Origin of the sequence: Flavobacterium cerinum, assembly GCF_004028155.1 — a bacterium.
GTDB classification, from domain to species: Bacteria; Bacteroidota; Bacteroidia; order Flavobacteriales; family Flavobacteriaceae; genus Flavobacterium; species Flavobacterium cerinum.
Genome location: NZ_SBII01000005.1, coordinates 69,111 through 84,901, shown reverse-complemented (window position 1 = coordinate 84,901; position 15,791 = coordinate 69,111). Strand labels below are relative to the sequence as shown.

Sequence of the window (15,791 nt, the reverse complement as noted above, 5' to 3'; positions counted from 1 at the left end):
ATTTAGCAATATTCATAGAATAGCGATTATATATATTGGCTTAATTCTTACTGTTAAACTGTTTTATACTCAATTTTCGATCCTAAATATGTAAAAACATTCTAAATGTTATTGATTCAAAAGTTTTTACATTGGGTTCTAAATAATTTTAACATAGGTTTATACATTTCCTGTAGTCTTTTCTTTTAAAAAAACCGAAAAAGTACTACTTTTAGATTTCAATTGCCTATTATGAAAAACCCTGTTGCACAGAGCATTGCCGATTTTTTAAAACGATATCCACCCTTCATTAGCTTGCAGTACGATGAGTTACTCGCTGTTGCAGAGCAATCTAAAGTGATTTATCTCGAAAAGAACCAAGTTCTTTTCAAAGGTGGCGAGGCCATACACTCAGACTTTTATGTTGTAAAAGATGGCGTTGTAGGGCTTTCAGTTACTTCAGATGCTGAAGAAACACTAATCGACAAATGTGATGAAGGCGATATTTTAGGCTTAAGACCATACTTTGCTAAAAATGATTATCTAATGACAGCGCGTTCACGTGAAGAAGCAATTGTTTATGGTATTTCTTTTGCGGCATTTCAACCTTATTTCACCGAAAACGTAAACGTATTAGCCTTTCTATTAGAAAGTTTTGCTTCTCAAACCCGCAATCCTTATGATAAAGAACGTCAGGGTAAACTTGTTACTGAAAATATGATTTTTAGTGAACAGGTTGCTGACATTCAGTATTTTCAACCTATTAAATATACCCGAAACCCTATTACTGCAAATCCTGATGATATATTAAAATTTATTGCTAAATCAATGTCTAATAGCGCTGTAGGAAGTGTTATAATTCAAGAAAATCAATTACCAATTGGAATTATTACTGATAGGGATCTGCGTTCAAAAATTTCAACAGGCCTCTTCCCTATCGAAATTGATGCCCGTACAGTTATGACAAGTCCTGTTATTACTGTACCTGAAAATATATCTGTAGCTGAAGCACAAATGATCATGCTAAAACATAACGTTGGGCATCTTTGTGTTACCCGCGATGGTAGTGATAAGTCACCTGTCAGCGGGATTATTTCAGAACATGATGTAGTTGCTGCACAGTCAAATACTCCAGGTGTGCTGCTTAAACAAACCAGAAGAGCAACAAATGCTAAAGAACTTAAATATGTAAGAGAAAAGCTTACTGATTTAATTCAGAACTCAATTGATACTAACATACCAATATCTCATATATCTAATATTGTTTCAGAAATCAATATAGCACTTACGCGACGTTCAATAGAACTCTCTGTAGAAAAAATGGGAACTCCTCCACCTGTTCGTTTTGTTTGGATGAACATTGGAAGCCAGGGAAGAAAAGAGCAGCTATTATTAACAGATCAGGATAGTGCCCTTATATTTGAGGATGTAGCCCCTGAAATATACGATGATGTAAAAAGATATTTCCTGGAATTAGCGGAAATGGTAACAGAATATCTTGAAAAAGTAGGTTACGAACATTCGCCCTCAGGTTTATTGGCTAGCAATACACAATGGTGTAAATCATTAAGCGACTGGGTTAAACAATACAATACATGGATAAATACACCTGCCGAAAAAGGAGTTGAATTAAGTACAATTTTCTTTGATTTCGACTTTATATATGGTGCTCCTGCATTAGAAAATGTTTTAACTGAGAATATTCATGAAAAGATCAACCATAATAAAAAATTCTTTGCCTTTTTAGCAGCAGATACACTAAGAAACCCAGCTCCACTAGGCTTTTTTAGGCAGTTCCTCGTTGAAAACGATGGTGAACACAAAGACAGTTTTGATATTAAAAGCCGTGCCTTGGAACCCTTAATTGATGCTGCCCGACTATTAGCATTAACACATAATCTTACCGAAATTACGAATACATATCATCGTTATAAAAAACTTGCTGAATTAGAACCAAATAATGCCGAACTTTATGACGAATGTGCTGAAGCATTCAATGTTCTTATGCGTTTTAGAACTGAAGAAGGATTACTAAACAACTCTAATGGAAGATACCTGAACTTAAACGAGTTATCTAAATCCGACAAAGTAAAACTTAAAAACTGTTTTCAGCCTATAAATGACATTCAGGACATGATCAAGAATCGTTTTTCATTAACTTACATCAATTAATTTATGGCTTTTGATTGGCTCACCGGTAATAATCTTCCACAATTCTGGAAAAATTATATTTCTCTGTTTGATAGTGATAATAGTAATCATCATAAACGTTATGTAATTTTTTACATGGAAAAAACCGGTTTAGACCCTAAAGAAGATGTTATTCTCTCCATAGGTGCAATTGGTGTTACAGCTAATGCAATTGAAGTTGGTGATTTTTTTGAGATTTTTTTAATTCAGGAACAGTTCGATACACAGTCTCCTGCATTAGATAAATACGTTAAAGAAACAGGCACTGAAAAAGTTGTTGAAGCCGAAGCAATGATACAATTTTTAAACTTTGCTAAAGACGCTATACTTGTTGGCCACAATATAAATTTGGATATTGAGATGATCAATCAGGCATTAAAACGTCTTGACCTTGGGCGGCTAAAAAACCCTATAATGGATACTAATGCATTATATCTTAGATGGAAAGAATTGGCCGATACTACTCAAGCAACCCTAGACGAACTAAGTGATGCTTTAAAAATTAAAAAAAGTGACCGTCATACAGCATCAGGAAATGCCTATGTAACGGCTCTAATATTTTTAAAATTAAAAACTAAGCTTGGAATTTAATTTGCTTTCTATTAAAAATTTTGTTTAAGAATTTTATAATTGCTGCCTCTTGTAAAAAATATAATCTGTAACCTCAGGTATTATATTTTCTAATTTACAATACGTTGCAATTTGCCCTCTATGGTATGTTGAATGATTTACAGTATGGAAAAGCATATCACGTACAGTGTTACTAAAAGCCTTTCCTTGAGTATTCGTATAAGTGACTTTATTTTCAAAATCAAACGTATCGATTATTTTTAATGAATTTTGATAATTAATTTCATTTATCTCTTTAAGTGTATCTAAGGGTCTTATCCCCCATACGTCAATCCTATATGGTTTTTCATTTATTCTTGCATTCCATATTTCCTGTGCATTAATAGTATGATTAATAAGTTGCACCGCTTTTTCCGGAATTGTACCGTCAATTTTCTGCAAAGAGTTTACCACTATTTCATTAAAATGAAAAGTATACTCAAAAAGCTCCTTAAAAAACTCTTTCATAATTCTAATTATTATTAATAATGATTATTTTTTTCAAAGGTATAATTTGACGTAATTCAGCATACTGAACCTTTTTATCCGATTTACACGAATAACATTCTCTCAGAATGCCTTTGGCACATTCTCACCTTTCTTCCATTTTTTAAATATTAACTCCGTTGGAGAAAAGAATGAATAATTATTTAGTTTCAATTAACCTCCAGTCATAAAGGGATTTTTTTATAGACTCACTTACCTTTCCTGCCAGCATTTTATTGAGTACAACCTTCGCTCCAATATACAATAAGGGTTTTGTAATTCCATTAAGTTCAACAATGTTCATGAGTATTTTTTCAACTCTCCTTTTCAGAGGTTTATTAAACTTTTCAATCTCTTTTTCAGTGATTTTAGGCCAGTTTTCACCACATGAAAATGTGGGTACTTTTAATGTTCCAGGAGCAGGTCTTGGTGTGAATATAGGAATAATCTGGTATTTTTTTTCTTCCCCTGGTTTTGTTTCATCCGAAGCATATAAACTTTTATCAACCTGGGCATATCCATTTCTGAAAATTTCATTATCCTGTAATGCAGATTCTGTCACAGTAAAATAATCTCTTAGGAAAACTTCACAATTATAACGCCCTAAATAATAATCATGAATACGAAATTCTTTATTCAAAAAACCGCCAAAACCTCCCAAAGTTCCACACGCAATAGCCTTTTCCCCAAACAACTCTTCAATTATATTACCGGCTTCATCACGTATTTGTCTTGAGGGCGAAATAATAAACTGACTAGTGTCATTTTCTTTCATTGCATCCTTATAATCAGTAGGCTTAGCTCTCATCTGTGAAAGCATTGCTGAAAGCGTTTTTGGGATGATATCAGTTATATCAGTATCCATCTTAAAATTCTCATTCTGAACACTGGGAAATGGATCAATCATCAATATCGTATTTTCGAATGTATTACAATCACTATTAATATCTTCTAATACCTGAAATGTTTTAATTTTCTCCTCTGTAGTAGTATAAGGCAAATTCATCTCTGCAGCCATCTCATCATTAAAAATATCTCTCACCTTTTCAAACGGCTCATTATTTATCATTCCACCATCTACATTAAGTGTCCTGATAATCTCTTTATCCAAAGGAGTATTTCTGAATACATAATCAAGCCATGGGATTTTCTCTACATATTTTGCTTCACGCTCCAGTATACGCGGAGCTAAACCTATTGGAAATGCTCCTGTAGCCATTGCCGCATTTTTGGCAGTCTGTAAATTTTCTCCAGTCATAAAGTTTAACGGCATCCACGCACCTCCTTCAGGTTTCTTAACACCATCAAGAACTTCAAAGCAGGCATAATCATTATGGATGCTCATATAATACTTATCCTTACGCCTCCCAGAATTTAGCCCTGCGTAATAGTTAAACCCCTCTAAGTTCGTAAGCGTGGTAAATACTTTAACTGATCCCTGAAAATAAGAGGGGGTTTCTCTCCTGTTTTGAGTAGTACTACTAATCATTTTATTAGCAATATCATCTATAAATTGAGAATTAAGAGCTGAAACTATTTTCCCTTTTTGAATATCCGAAGTATCAAGCATTTTAGAAAACATATCTCTATCAATAAGGTCTACCCAGCTGTGATAAAGTTTATTTTCAGGATGTTCATCAAAAAGATGTTCTGGTTTGGGTAAATCTACCGGTATAATACTATTGTTTATTGTACTGGCAGCTAAAATTGCGGTCATGCCTCCTGCCGAAGCCCCACCCATAATGGGTATAGTAACTTTATGGCTTGGCACATTATCCTGCCCACGCCTCTTTTCCCATTCGTTTAATGCTTCCAATAAATAATCAACTACACCAGCTGTATATGCTCCTGCAGAAACTGCTCCTGCCATACAAAGCCCAATTTTAAAAGGTTTATCCTTATTTTCCATTAGCAATACTTTAAACTAACAATTTTATAAAATCTTCCATGATGACTTATTGATACAGGATACATCTCATTTTCAATCAATTGATAAGGTATTCCACTGGTATCTTTAATAACATTACTATTTTCTGGTTCTTCAATTTTTTCAATATCAATAATATTAACCGTAGCTATAGTATGTATTAAGTTTCCGTCTAAAACTGTCTTCGTTGCATAAATGAATCCGTTACACTTCACAACACCCCTAATAACCGTACTACAACTCACATCAATTGTACAAATTAGCTGTAGAGGTATAAAACTTCTTAATTTGGTTTGTCTGTTATAGATTTTATAAGCTGCTTCTTTCATACTCCATAAAACCCAAACCATGATTTCGGGAGAGTTATGGCTATTTATTACTTCACGTTCTTCCTGTGTAAATAACTTTTCAAGCAAACCCGGACGCTTCCAGTTACTCTGCACGCGTGTAGCTTCTAAATCTATAACGTCGTTACCAATCATGCTATTCAGTTTTTACTTCAATAATATCAATCGCTGTCTTTACATCGAGCATACGCTCCATTTCGGGATTGTCAATTACAATATTAAATTGCTCTTCGACATCCAATACTATATCTACCAGATTTGCCGAATTAACACCTAAATCTTTAATGAAATCTGAACTTTCATTCATATTCTCATAAGCTTCCTGATTATTTACATAAGGCTTAACAATAGTTTTTAGTTTTTCAATTATTTCTTCTCTTTTCATAATTTACTCATCGAATTTTTTAAAAATTACGCAGGCGTTTACATCTCCAAAACCAAAACTGGCTTTAGCAATAATATTAACTTCTGTATTAATAAGTTTTGTAGGTATTTTTAATCGATCTGTACTGCCTTCTATTTCCGGATGCAGGTCTTCGCAATTGATGTTAGGAAAAATAAACCCATGATACAGCTGTAGTATTGCTGCAACACTTTCAATGCTTCCCGCAGCACTAAGACAATGCCCAGTCATCGATTTTAAAGAGTTTATATACGGAAAATCCAATCCATTACGGTTTAAGGCTTCCCTCCAATTAGCAATTTCAAGACTATCCTTAGCAGTAGCCGTTAGATGTCCGTTTATAGTATCAATATCATTTGAAGTAATACCGGCATTTTTAATGGCTTCCTTAATACAACGTTGTACAGCTACGCTATTCGGTGCTGTCATGGTGCCACTGCCTCGTTGTCCTCCTGAATTTATGTTTCCACCCAACACTTCACCATAAATACGTACACCTCTTTGTAAAGCACTTTCGAGGTCTTCAAGCACTATTGCCCCTGCTCCACTTCCCGGCACAAACCCAGATGCCGATGCACTCATTGGCCTGGAACCTTGCTCAGGAGATTCATTGTGCTTGAATGTGCATACTCTCATTGCATCAAATCCTGCCCATATATATGGGCCACTATCGCTTGTGCTGCCTGCGAGTATTCTATTAGCTTGTCCGTTTTTAATACGTTCATAGGCCATCAATATGCTTTCTGTTCCTGTTGTACAGGCAGATGAATTGGTTGTAACCTGATTTCCTAATCCTAATTTACCTCCCAGGTAGGCACTAATACCACTATTCATGGTCTGAGCAACTACTGTACTACCTAATCTTCTGGTTTGCAGTTCATCAATTTTATAAATACTTTCTCGAAACTTATCTATGCCTGATGTTCCCGAACCAAAAATAACACCACTATCCCAATCCGGATCTACATTGTTCTCAATAGTGAGTCCGGCGTCTTTCCACGCGTCTATACCCGCAATTACACCATATAAAATACCTGTACTATTAAACCCTCTCAATTCTAATTCAGAAAAATAGTTCAGTTTAAGTTCTTCGCTTATTTGAGGTTTACCCACTATCTGACAGGAAAATTGGAGATTATGCAATTGAGCATCATGCCGTATTCCTGAAATACCATTTTTTATGGCATGTGTAAATGCATTAAGCCCAACCCCATTTGGAGCAACAACGCCTAAACCGGTTATTACAACTCTTCTGTTCATTTTTGTTGCAGTATCATTCCTGAAATTGTACCCTTACAAACCTGTTCTTCAACTTCATTCAGCATAACCACGCGGCATTTAAGTTTCCCAAAACGAAAATATATTTTCTCTGAAACAACAGTTACTTTTTCATTTGGTAAAACTGGTTTTAAAAATTCCATTTCAGTTGATGTTAAGGTTATTATATTGTTTTTATTTAAGTCTTTATTTAGTAAAAAAATACCGAGACAAACAACGCCTATCTGAGCCATTGTTTCCGTTAATATAACTCCCGGAGTTACAGGATTTCCTTTAAAATGACCTTTATAAAAATCCAAATCTTCTTTAAAAAAATAAGTTCCTTTTACCCCGTTTTCATCAACATTAAGTAATTCATCCACAAACAGAAAAGGTTTTTCATAAGGAAGTTTCGATAGTATTTCTTTAAAATCCATAATTACCATTGTAATAAAACACGTTGCGCCGAGAATCCCGGTCCAAAGCTTAGCATAACTCCCTTTTCTCCTTTTTTAGGTTTAGTATCCATAACCCGTTCCAACACATATAAAACTGTGGCACTAGACATGTTACCATAAAGCCTTAAAACTTCCTTAGTGTCATTAATGTTTTTTCCTAATCCTAAAAAAAGATCTTCGACTGTATTAACAATCTTTTTACCTCCCGGGTGAAATATCAAATGATCAATATCTTCTATTTTTAACTCATTACGCTTTAAAAAAGGATATATGATACTCTCAAAGTGTGACGAAATTGTGTCGGGTACTTCAATATCTAAAATCATCTGTAATCCTGAATTTGTAAGTTTAAAACCCATCATATGCTCAGCATCATAAAAATGATACATTTGTTCGTCAATGATCTCAGGGCCTTCATCATCGTTATGTGAAGATAAAAGACAACAGGCAGCACCGTCTCCAAAAATAGCGGCACTAACAATGTTGGGCATAGAAAAATCATCCAATTGAAAAGTTGCTGTTGGTGATTCTACTGCAATCACTGCGGCTCTTTTACCAAGATTGGCTTTCAGGAAATTCTTAGCATATATTATACCTGATATTCCTGCAGCACATCCCATTTCGGTAACAGGTAATCGTACGATATCCTGCCTCAACCTCAGTTTATTGATAAGATAAGCATCTAATGACGGAATCATTATTCCGGTACAGCTTACTGTAATAATGTAATCAATATCTTCAGGTTTCCATCCTGCTTTATTAAGAGCTTTCACAAGCACTTTCTCCCCAAGATCAATCACCTCTCTACAATAAATATCATTTTTTTCTTCAAAAGAAGTAGCTGTAAAAACCTCTAATGGTTCCATTATAGAGTATCGCCTGTCTACAGCAGCACCTTCAAATATCTTTTTTACTTTTTTAATAAATCTTTCATTCTGGCCTTCCAGCCAGTTATCCAACAAGGGGAGTATTTCTTTGGTTTCTCTGGAATATTTAGGAAGTTGTTTTGCAACAGTTACAATTTTTACGCTCATAGTTTAGATATTATCCATTGGTAACGAAAAGCCCATTTCCACTGGATTTGGCTGTTATTTAAATTCAGTTTTTTTGAATAAAGTTCTAATTCTTCTTTTTTAAAACCTCTTAAAATGGATAACAATCCATCTTCCCTTGACATGCGGTTAAGATTAAATAACTTGCACATAATAGAAAACAATCTATAAGCAATTTTACTACGATGCAAATCATTTATCACCACTCCTACTGTTGCATTCTTATTAAAGGTAGCTATAATTTTTAATATCTCATCATCTTTAAAGTGGTGTAATGTAAGGGTGCACAACACGATATCATAATTGAGAACCTTAAAGTCATCTTCAAAAATATCAAGGCATTTATATTCAATATTCAGATAATCTTTGGACAATTTCCCTGCATAGTTAATTGTATATTTATTTGCATCAATACCTATAAGCCTGAAATCAATATTCGCTTCTTTTCCATAATCGGCAAGCATCCTGAGCATATCTCCATTACCACAGCCAACATCGACAATAACAATTCCTTGTTTAGTCGTTTTTTTTAATAATTGCTTCACCCCATTAAGTGTAAGTTTGTTACCTCCCAAAAGCCTGTTTATATCTGCAATTTTATCCAAAGCGTTGCGCAATTCTTCGCCTTCAAGCAAAAAATCATCCATTATTTCGGTTCCGTCTGCCCTGTAACTAGTAGTAATACTCATTAATTGCTTATTTGTATAGGTTTGCCATGCGTACGCCTAATGATTATGTCTAATAACCGTGGCCATAAAAAAATAAAAGAAAATAAGACCCTTGAAATAGCAGGCCTTTGTAAAGCTTTCGCTAATAATTTACCTGTATGCATTCTTTTCCCGAAATTTCTATTCCACTCCTTGATGTATTTCTTTTCCAACTCTTTTCTTGAAGTAATTATACCTTTATTAAAATTGACAACTAACTCTGATGCAATTTTAGCACTGTGTATTGCCATTGCCATACCATTACCGCATAGTGGATGGATAAGCCCGGCAGTATCACCGATCATGAGTATGTGATTTTCGACAATAGTTTTTTCATCAAAACAGATCTGACTTATAGTTAAAGGCTTATCAAATACCATAGTGCTGTTTTCAAAAATATTCTTAAGATGCTTGTTTTTATAAAGCACCTGCCTTTGATAGTCCTCTATGTTCTTATGTTTTTTGAACGTAGTATAATCTGCCAGGTAACAAATATTTAAAATATCATTCTCTACTTTAGAAACACCACAGTAACCACCTGAAAAATTATGAAGTGCAACAATATTATTATGAAAATTGCCTTTATAATGTGCTTTTACAGCCAGCCACGGCGATTTATGCTTTACAAATGCCCGACCCAGTACCAAATCGACATTGGAACGTTTGCCATAAGCACCTAAAACTACTTTTGTTGAAAAAACAGCTTCAGAGGTCATGATCGTAAAAACCTCGTCATTAAACGAAACACCAGTAACCTGTTCACTTAGCACCTTACAACCGTTTGACAGCGCCTTTTTACACAAAAAATGATCTAATGTATGTCTACTGATTCCAAAGCCACCTAAAGGCAATTTTGCATTTATGTTGTTCCCTGATAAAGTCGTTAATTGAAATGTATCGATTTTTGCAGGATGGAGTTCAGATATATCTATATCTAACCATTCCAAATAGGACAGTATTTCATTAGAAATATATTCCCCACACACCTTATGCCTGGGGTAAAATGATTTCTCGATTATCATAACTGATAATTTCGCTTTTGACAAATGAATCCCAGCCGTCAATCCTGCAAGACCGCCGCCTATAATCACGACATCATGGTTTGTTTCCATAAAAGCTAATTTAGGCAAAACCTTACAGGTCAATGTTATTATTTACCCAAAAAAGAAGCGGCTTCATAATTATGAAGCCGCTTCCACTCAATTTAAAAACTAATTATAATTTTCCTTCTTTTATTTCTTCAACAATTTCAGGATTAAGCAGTGTACTTGTATCACCAAAATTAGAATAATCCCCTTCAGCAATCTTACGGAGTATTCTTCTCATGATCTTACCTGAACGCGTCTTTGGCAAGCCTGAAACGAATTGTATTTTATCCAGCTTGGCAATTGGTCCAATATGACTGGACACATGCTCATTAATTTCCCTTATAAGGTTTTCTCTATCACGACCTTCACCTGATTCTTTCAGAATAATAAAGCCGTATAAAGCGTTACCTTTAACATCATGTGGAAAACCAACAATAGCCGATTCTGCTACTGCCGGATGCTCGTTAATAGCATCTTCAATAGGTGCTGTTCCAAGATTATGACCCGAAACAATAACTACGTCATCCACCCTGCCTGTAATTCTATAATACCCTACCTCATCTCTAAGAGCACCATCTCCAGTGAAGTATTTACCCGGAAAAGTAGAGAAGTAGGTCTCTTTAAAACGCTGATGATCTCCCCATATTGTTCTTGCAATACCCGGCCATGGAAATTTAATACAAAGACTGCCCACTACCTGATTGCCTTCAATCTCATTACGAAGTTCATCCATCAACACTGGCTGTATTCCTGGTAATGGCAATGTTGCATAAGTAGGTTTTGTAGGCGTTACAAAAGGTAATGGTGATATCATTATACCTCCGGTTTCTGTTTGCCACCAGGTATCTACAATAGGGCATTTTTTCTTACCTACATGGTCATTGTACCAGTGCCACGCCTCTTCATTTATAGGCTCTCCAACAGATCCAATAACTTTTAAGGTTGAAAGATCGTGGTTATCCACCCAACTCCAATTTTCTTTAGCTAAAGAACGTATTGCTGTTGGTGCAGTATAAAACTGTGTTACTTTATGTTTGTCTATTACTTCCCAGAAACGTCCAAAATCAGGATAAGAAGGTACACCTTCAAAAATTACTGTAGTAGCACCATTTAAAAGTGGTCCGTATAAAATATAAGAATGTCCGGTTATCCAGCCAATATCGGCAGTACACCAGTATACATCATTTTCTTCGTAAGCAAAAATATTCTTAAAAGTATAAGCCGTATACACCATGTACCCGGCAGTGGTGTGCATCATCCCTTTAGGTTTTCCTGTAGACCCTGATGTATACAATATAAATAATGGGTCTTCTGCATCCATTATTTCTGCTACATTATTAGGTACAGCATCATCAAGAAGCGGCTGTAACCATTGGTCACGCCCTTCCTGCATATTTACATTGGTATTGGTTCTCTTAACAACAAGTACCTTTTCTACCGTTGGACATTTTTGCAAAGCCTCATCAATAATACTTTTAAGTTCTATTGTTTTACTACCTCTAAAGCCACCATCAGAAGTTATGACAAGTTTACAACCTGAGTCAATTATTCTGGTAGCTACAGCTGAAGCAGAAAACCCTGCAAATACTACAGAGTTTATCGCTCCAATTCTTGCACAGGCCAAAACAGCAACTGCAAGTTCAGGTATCATTGGCAGGTAAATACATACCCTGTCTCCCTTTTTAATACCCTGATCGCGTAAAACATTAGCCATTTTCGCAACACGCTCATACAACTCATTGTATGTTATATGCTGAGCTTCTTCTTTTGGATCATTCGGTTCAAATATAATAGCCGTTTTTGTACCTCTTTTTGCCAAATGACGGTCAATACAGTTTTTAGTGATATTCACTTTTGCATTAACAAACCATTTAATCTCGGCTTCCTGCATATCAAATTCTACTACCTTATCCCACTTTTGATACCACGTGAAGTTTTCATCGGCTATTTTATCCCAAAATTTTCTTGGTTCCCTTACCGATTTATTATAATGTTTAAAATATTGTTCTAAACTTTTTACCTGGTAGTAACTCATATTCTCTAAAGGTTAGTTTCTTGTTTATTTATCTGTAAATATAATAAGGATATGATTGTCATGCCAAATAACTTTATACACTTTCGTTCCTTAAAATGAATAATTAAATGAATTTATCATTTTTTTATTTACAATGTAATTTTTATTTATAATTTTTAAAGTATTATAAATTTACACTTTCTTATTAAGTTCTCTGTAAATCAGGTTTTATAATAAGTATAATTGAAAAATAATCTGAATGAACATGTTTTATAACAAAAATGTATAAAATTTGATCATAAAATTTTCTTTTATTTGTAGCCATTAGTAACTGTTAGTATGGAAATAGATCCCCTGGAAACAAGTCAGAAAAATATATATAAAATCTTAACCGGTGCTGTTATACCCCGCCCTATTGGTTGGATATCCAGTATCAGCGAAGATGGAGTACCTAACTTAGCACCTTTTTCCTTTTTCAATGCCGTGGGAGAAGACCCGCCTCATGTAATGTTTTCTACTGTTCGCACAGGAGATAAAAATAAGGACACTCTTAACAATGTCCTGGCTACAAAACAATTTGTCGTGAATATGGCTACCGAAGAATTAGTAGAAGCTATGAATGCTACATCTATAGAATTACCACCAAATGGTAATGAATTTGAATACGCAGGGCTTACGCCTATCCCATCCATTAAAGTAAAACCATTTAGGGTAAAAGAAAGTCCTATTACATTTGAGTGTGAACTTGTACACCATTATAGCCTGGAAGATCATAAAAATGGTGGAGCTACTATCATGATAGGCCGTATTATTATGTTCCATGTAGACGAATCAGTATTACTGGATGATTACAAGATAAATATGGATACATACAGACCGGTCGCACGCCTTGCCGGATCTAATTATGCTAAACTTGGCGAAATTTTTTCAATTAAAAGACCTTAATATACAATGAAAGTAACGGTAATTGGCGGAGGCCCAGGAGGTTTATATTTTTCAATATTACTGAAAAAGGCGGTACCCGACTGTAGTGTGAGTGTTTATGAACGTAACAAAGCCGACGATTCTTTTGGCTTTGGTGTTGTCTTCTCTGATGAAACATTAAGCGAATTCTTAACCCGTGATCCTCAATCCTATGATCTTATACGTACAAAATTTGCTTATTGGGACGAACTTGATGTAGCTCGTGACGGCGAAAAAGTGCGCATTACCGGAAATGGCTTTTGCGGATGTTCCCGTAAAACACTGCTTCAACTGTTGCAGCAACGCTGTCGTGAAGAAGGCGTAGAACTTCATTTTGAAGCCAATGTAGATGATCTAAGCCAGTTCTCTGATTCTGATATCATAGTAGCTGCCGATGGTATAAACAGTGGCATCCGTGAAAAATACACAGAAGAGTTTGGTACTGAAATAGAAATGAAAAGCAATCGTTTTGTGTGGTTAGGCTCTTCACGACCATTAGATTCTTTTACTTACTTTTTCCGAACTACACCTTACGGTACTTTTGTAGCACATACCTATCAGTATGAAGAAGGCATGAGTACATGGATCTTTGAAACTACCGATGAAACCTGGCAGAAGGCAGGATTTAGCGTTACTGATGAAGAAGATACTATTAAAAAAATATCGGAGATATTTAAAGAGGAACTAGACGGACACGGATTAATATCCAATCGTTCACACTGGAGACAATTCCCGGTTATTACCAATAAAAAATGGAATACTGATAATATAGTATTATTAGGCGACGCTAAGGCTACTGCTCACTACTCTATTGGATCAGGGACTAAACTGGCGATGGAATGTGCTATTGCTTTAGCCGATTCTGTTATCAAATATAAAACAGACACTCAGGCTGTTTTTGCTAATTATGAGAAACTGCGCCGTAATCGTGTTGAAATGATCCAGCATGCTGCAAATGTTTCATTACAATGGTTTGAAGACATGGACAGGCACATACAGCACGATTTCATGAAATTTGCTTTTAGCGTAATGACACGTTCGAAAAAAGTAACTTTCGAAAATCTTGCACTAAGAGATCCTTCTTTTACTCAAAAAGTATTAGAAGATTTTAATACTGGTGAAGGGAATAAGAACACCAGTGCCTCAGCAGCTTTTACCCCTTTTACCTTAAGAGGTATGACAGTTGAGAATCGTATTGTAATGAGTCCGATGGAGCAATATAATGCTAAAGACGGATTAGTTACAGATTGGCATTTAATGCATTATGGCGCACGTGCTACAGGAGGAATCGGGTTAATATTAACTGAAGCTACTGCCATATCTCCTACCGGAAGAATTACTTTAGGATGCCCCGGCATATATACTACAGAGCAAATAGTTAACTGGAAAAGAGTAACTAATTTCATACATCAAAACAGCGCTTCTAAAATAGGAATCCAAGTAGGACATTCAGGACGAAAAGGGGCTGTACAATTTCCTTGGGAAGATAGTAACAGCACAATTGAAAATGCATGGGAACTGTTATCTGCATCTCCGATTGCCTTTAATGAAAACATGAACATTCCAAAGGAAATGACTTTGGAAGAGATGGACATAATTACAGAGCAATTTGTAAACGCTTCCAAAAATGCTGATGAAGCTGGTTTCGATATGATAGAACTACAAGCACATCACGGATTCCTTTTGGCTTCTTTCCTATCTCCCCTAACAAACATCCGTAAAGATGAATTTGGTGGAAGTATTGAAAACAGATTAAAATTTCCTATCAGGGCATTTACTGCTATGAGAGCGGCTTTCCCTGCCGATAAACCAATGAGTGTGCGTATCTCTGCTTCAGATTGGGCAGATGACGGCATAACAGAAGAAGATGTTATTGCTATTACCGAAGCGTTTAAAAACGCAGGTGCAGACATTATAAATGTATCTACCGGATTAACGGTAGCAAATCAAAAACCGGCTGTGGGCAGAATGTGGCAGACACCATTCTCTGATATGGTTAGAAACACCGTTCATATTCCAACCATTACAGCAGGATACATTCAGGATATAGATCAAATAAATACTATTCTTTTGAATGGCCGTGCCGATTTAGTAGCATTAGGTAAAACACTATTGCTCGATCCGGCATTTGTGCGCAATGCACAGGCTTATGAGCAGTATAATGCCCATGATTTAGATTCTTTAGGTATACCTAAACCTTATGTATCGGCTGTATCACATTTATACCCTTACAAAGGAGGCGAACGAAGAGCCATAGAAAACATGAAAAAAGCACTAAAACCGGTAACCCACAAAAAGTAATAAGCAGTAC

General features: G+C 35.4%; 14 protein-coding genes. 4 read left to right on the top strand and 10 right to left on the bottom strand.

The annotated features are described in order from the left end of the window. The first annotated feature begins 231 nt into the window (after positions 1-231). Together EPI11_RS08960 and EPI11_RS08955 are read left to right on the top strand one after the other, a co-directional pair. Positions 232-2,151 carry a DUF294 nucleotidyltransferase-like domain-containing protein gene (locus EPI11_RS08960; protein WP_128389626.1) on the top strand — a complete coding sequence of 640 codons (1,920 nt, stop codon included), beginning with the start codon at positions 232-234 and terminating at the stop codon, positions 2,149-2,151. Positions 2,152-2,154: 3 nt separating this feature from the next. Continuing rightward, the gene (locus EPI11_RS08955) at positions 2,155-2,760 is read left to right on the top strand and encodes a 3'-5' exonuclease (protein WP_128389625.1); all 606 of its coding nucleotides are present in this window, start codon (positions 2,155-2,157) and stop codon (positions 2,758-2,760) included. Between the two features lie 33 nt (positions 2,761-2,793). Here EPI11_RS08955 and EPI11_RS08950 read toward each other — a convergent pair whose 3' ends face one another. From EPI11_RS08950 to acs, 10 genes are all read right to left on the bottom strand, one after another. After that, complete coding sequence (locus tag EPI11_RS08950; protein WP_128389624.1) at positions 2,794-3,246, bottom strand: DinB family protein; 453 nt, start codon at positions 3,244-3,246, stop codon at positions 2,794-2,796. A 178-nt stretch (positions 3,247-3,424) separates the two neighbouring features. Beyond that, a complete protein-coding gene (locus tag EPI11_RS08945; protein WP_128389623.1) occupies positions 3,425-5,173 on the bottom strand; it encodes a patatin-like phospholipase family protein in 1,749 nt (582 codons plus the stop codon). Further along, the gene (locus EPI11_RS08940) at positions 5,173-5,673 is read right to left on the bottom strand and encodes a 4'-phosphopantetheinyl transferase family protein (protein WP_128389622.1); all 501 of its coding nucleotides are present in this window, start codon (positions 5,671-5,673) and stop codon (positions 5,173-5,175) included. Before EPI11_RS08940 ends, EPI11_RS08945 begins: the two co-directional genes overlap by 1 nt. 1 nt (position 5,674) lies before the next feature. Further along, positions 5,675-5,923, bottom strand: coding sequence for a phosphopantetheine-binding protein (locus tag EPI11_RS08935; protein WP_128389621.1), 249 nt, complete (start codon positions 5,921-5,923; stop codon positions 5,675-5,677). Between the two features lie 3 nt (positions 5,924-5,926). Further along, positions 5,927-7,201: a beta-ketoacyl-[acyl-carrier-protein] synthase family protein gene (locus tag EPI11_RS08930; protein WP_128389620.1), complete on the bottom strand. Its 1,275-nt coding sequence runs from the start codon at positions 7,199-7,201 to the stop codon at positions 5,927-5,929. Then, positions 7,198-7,635 carry a 3-hydroxyacyl-ACP dehydratase FabZ family protein gene (locus EPI11_RS08925; RefSeq protein ID WP_128389619.1) on the bottom strand — a complete coding sequence of 146 codons (438 nt, stop codon included), beginning with the start codon at positions 7,633-7,635 and terminating at the stop codon, positions 7,198-7,200. The genes EPI11_RS08930 and EPI11_RS08925 overlap by 4 nt, the downstream gene beginning before the upstream one ends. Before the next feature lie 2 nt (positions 7,636-7,637). Further along, positions 7,638-8,690: a type III polyketide synthase gene (locus tag EPI11_RS08920; RefSeq protein WP_128389618.1), complete on the bottom strand. Its 1,053-nt coding sequence runs from the start codon at positions 8,688-8,690 to the stop codon at positions 7,638-7,640. After that, positions 8,687-9,397, bottom strand: a complete 711-nt coding sequence (locus EPI11_RS08915; protein WP_128389617.1) for a methyltransferase domain-containing protein — start codon at positions 9,395-9,397, stop codon at positions 8,687-8,689. Before EPI11_RS08915 ends, EPI11_RS08920 begins: the two co-directional genes overlap by 4 nt. Continuing rightward, entirely contained in the window at positions 9,397-10,527 is a 1,131-nt protein-coding gene (locus tag EPI11_RS08910) for an NAD(P)/FAD-dependent oxidoreductase (RefSeq protein WP_128389616.1), read from the bottom strand. Before EPI11_RS08910 ends, EPI11_RS08915 begins: the two co-directional genes overlap by 1 nt. A gap of 103 nt (positions 10,528-10,630) precedes the next feature. Further along, positions 10,631-12,538 carry an acetate--CoA ligase gene (gene acs, locus EPI11_RS08905; RefSeq protein WP_128389615.1) on the bottom strand — a complete coding sequence of 636 codons (1,908 nt, stop codon included), beginning with the start codon at positions 12,536-12,538 and terminating at the stop codon, positions 10,631-10,633. Positions 12,539-12,856: 318 nt separating this feature from the next. Between acs and EPI11_RS08900 the strand changes: the two genes are divergently transcribed. Together EPI11_RS08900 and EPI11_RS08895 are read left to right on the top strand one after the other, a co-directional pair. Continuing rightward, positions 12,857-13,462, top strand: coding sequence for a flavin reductase family protein (locus tag EPI11_RS08900; RefSeq protein WP_128389614.1), 606 nt, complete (start codon positions 12,857-12,859; stop codon positions 13,460-13,462). Positions 13,463-13,468: 6 nt separating this feature from the next. Continuing rightward, entirely contained in the window at positions 13,469-15,781 is a 2,313-nt protein-coding gene (locus EPI11_RS08895; RefSeq protein ID WP_128389613.1) for an oxidoreductase, read from the top strand. The last annotated feature ends 10 nt before the right edge of the window (positions 15,782-15,791 follow it).

Bases quoted from the DNA above. Each gene is read 5' to 3' on its own strand.
- EPI11_RS08900 (WP_128389614.1), top strand. From the start codon at position 12,857: ATGGAAATAGATCCCCTGGAAACAAGTCAGAAAAATATATATAAAATC.
- EPI11_RS08950 (WP_128389624.1), bottom strand. From the start codon at position 3,246: ATGAAAGAGTTTTTTAAGGAGCTTTTTGAGTATACTTTTCATTTTAAT.
- EPI11_RS08955 (WP_128389625.1), top strand. From the start codon at position 2,155: ATGGCTTTTGATTGGCTCACCGGTAATAATCTTCCACAATTCTGGAAA.
- EPI11_RS08910 (WP_128389616.1), bottom strand. From the start codon at position 10,527: ATGGAAACAAACCATGATGTCGTGATTATAGGCGGCGGTCTTGCAGGA.
- EPI11_RS08915 (WP_128389617.1), bottom strand. From the start codon at position 9,397: ATGAGTATTACTACTAGTTACAGGGCAGACGGAACCGAAATAATGGAT.
- EPI11_RS08935 (WP_128389621.1), bottom strand. From the start codon at position 5,923: ATGAAAAGAGAAGAAATAATTGAAAAACTAAAAACTATTGTTAAGCCT.
- EPI11_RS08940 (WP_128389622.1), bottom strand. From the start codon at position 5,673: ATGATTGGTAACGACGTTATAGATTTAGAAGCTACACGCGTGCAGAGT.
- EPI11_RS08895 (WP_128389613.1), top strand. From the start codon at position 13,469: ATGAAAGTAACGGTAATTGGCGGAGGCCCAGGAGGTTTATATTTTTCA.
- EPI11_RS08930 (WP_128389620.1), bottom strand. From the start codon at position 7,201: ATGAACAGAAGAGTTGTAATAACCGGTTTAGGCGTTGTTGCTCCAAAT.
- EPI11_RS08945 (WP_128389623.1), bottom strand. From the start codon at position 5,173: ATGGAAAATAAGGATAAACCTTTTAAAATTGGGCTTTGTATGGCAGGA.
- EPI11_RS08925 (WP_128389619.1), bottom strand. From the start codon at position 7,635: ATGGATTTTAAAGAAATACTATCGAAACTTCCTTATGAAAAACCTTTT.
- EPI11_RS08920 (WP_128389618.1), bottom strand. From the start codon at position 8,690: ATGAGCGTAAAAATTGTAACTGTTGCAAAACAACTTCCTAAATATTCC.
- acs (WP_128389615.1), bottom strand. From the start codon at position 12,538: ATGAGTTACTACCAGGTAAAAAGTTTAGAACAATATTTTAAACATTAT.
- EPI11_RS08960 (WP_128389626.1), top strand. From the start codon at position 232: ATGAAAAACCCTGTTGCACAGAGCATTGCCGATTTTTTAAAACGATAT.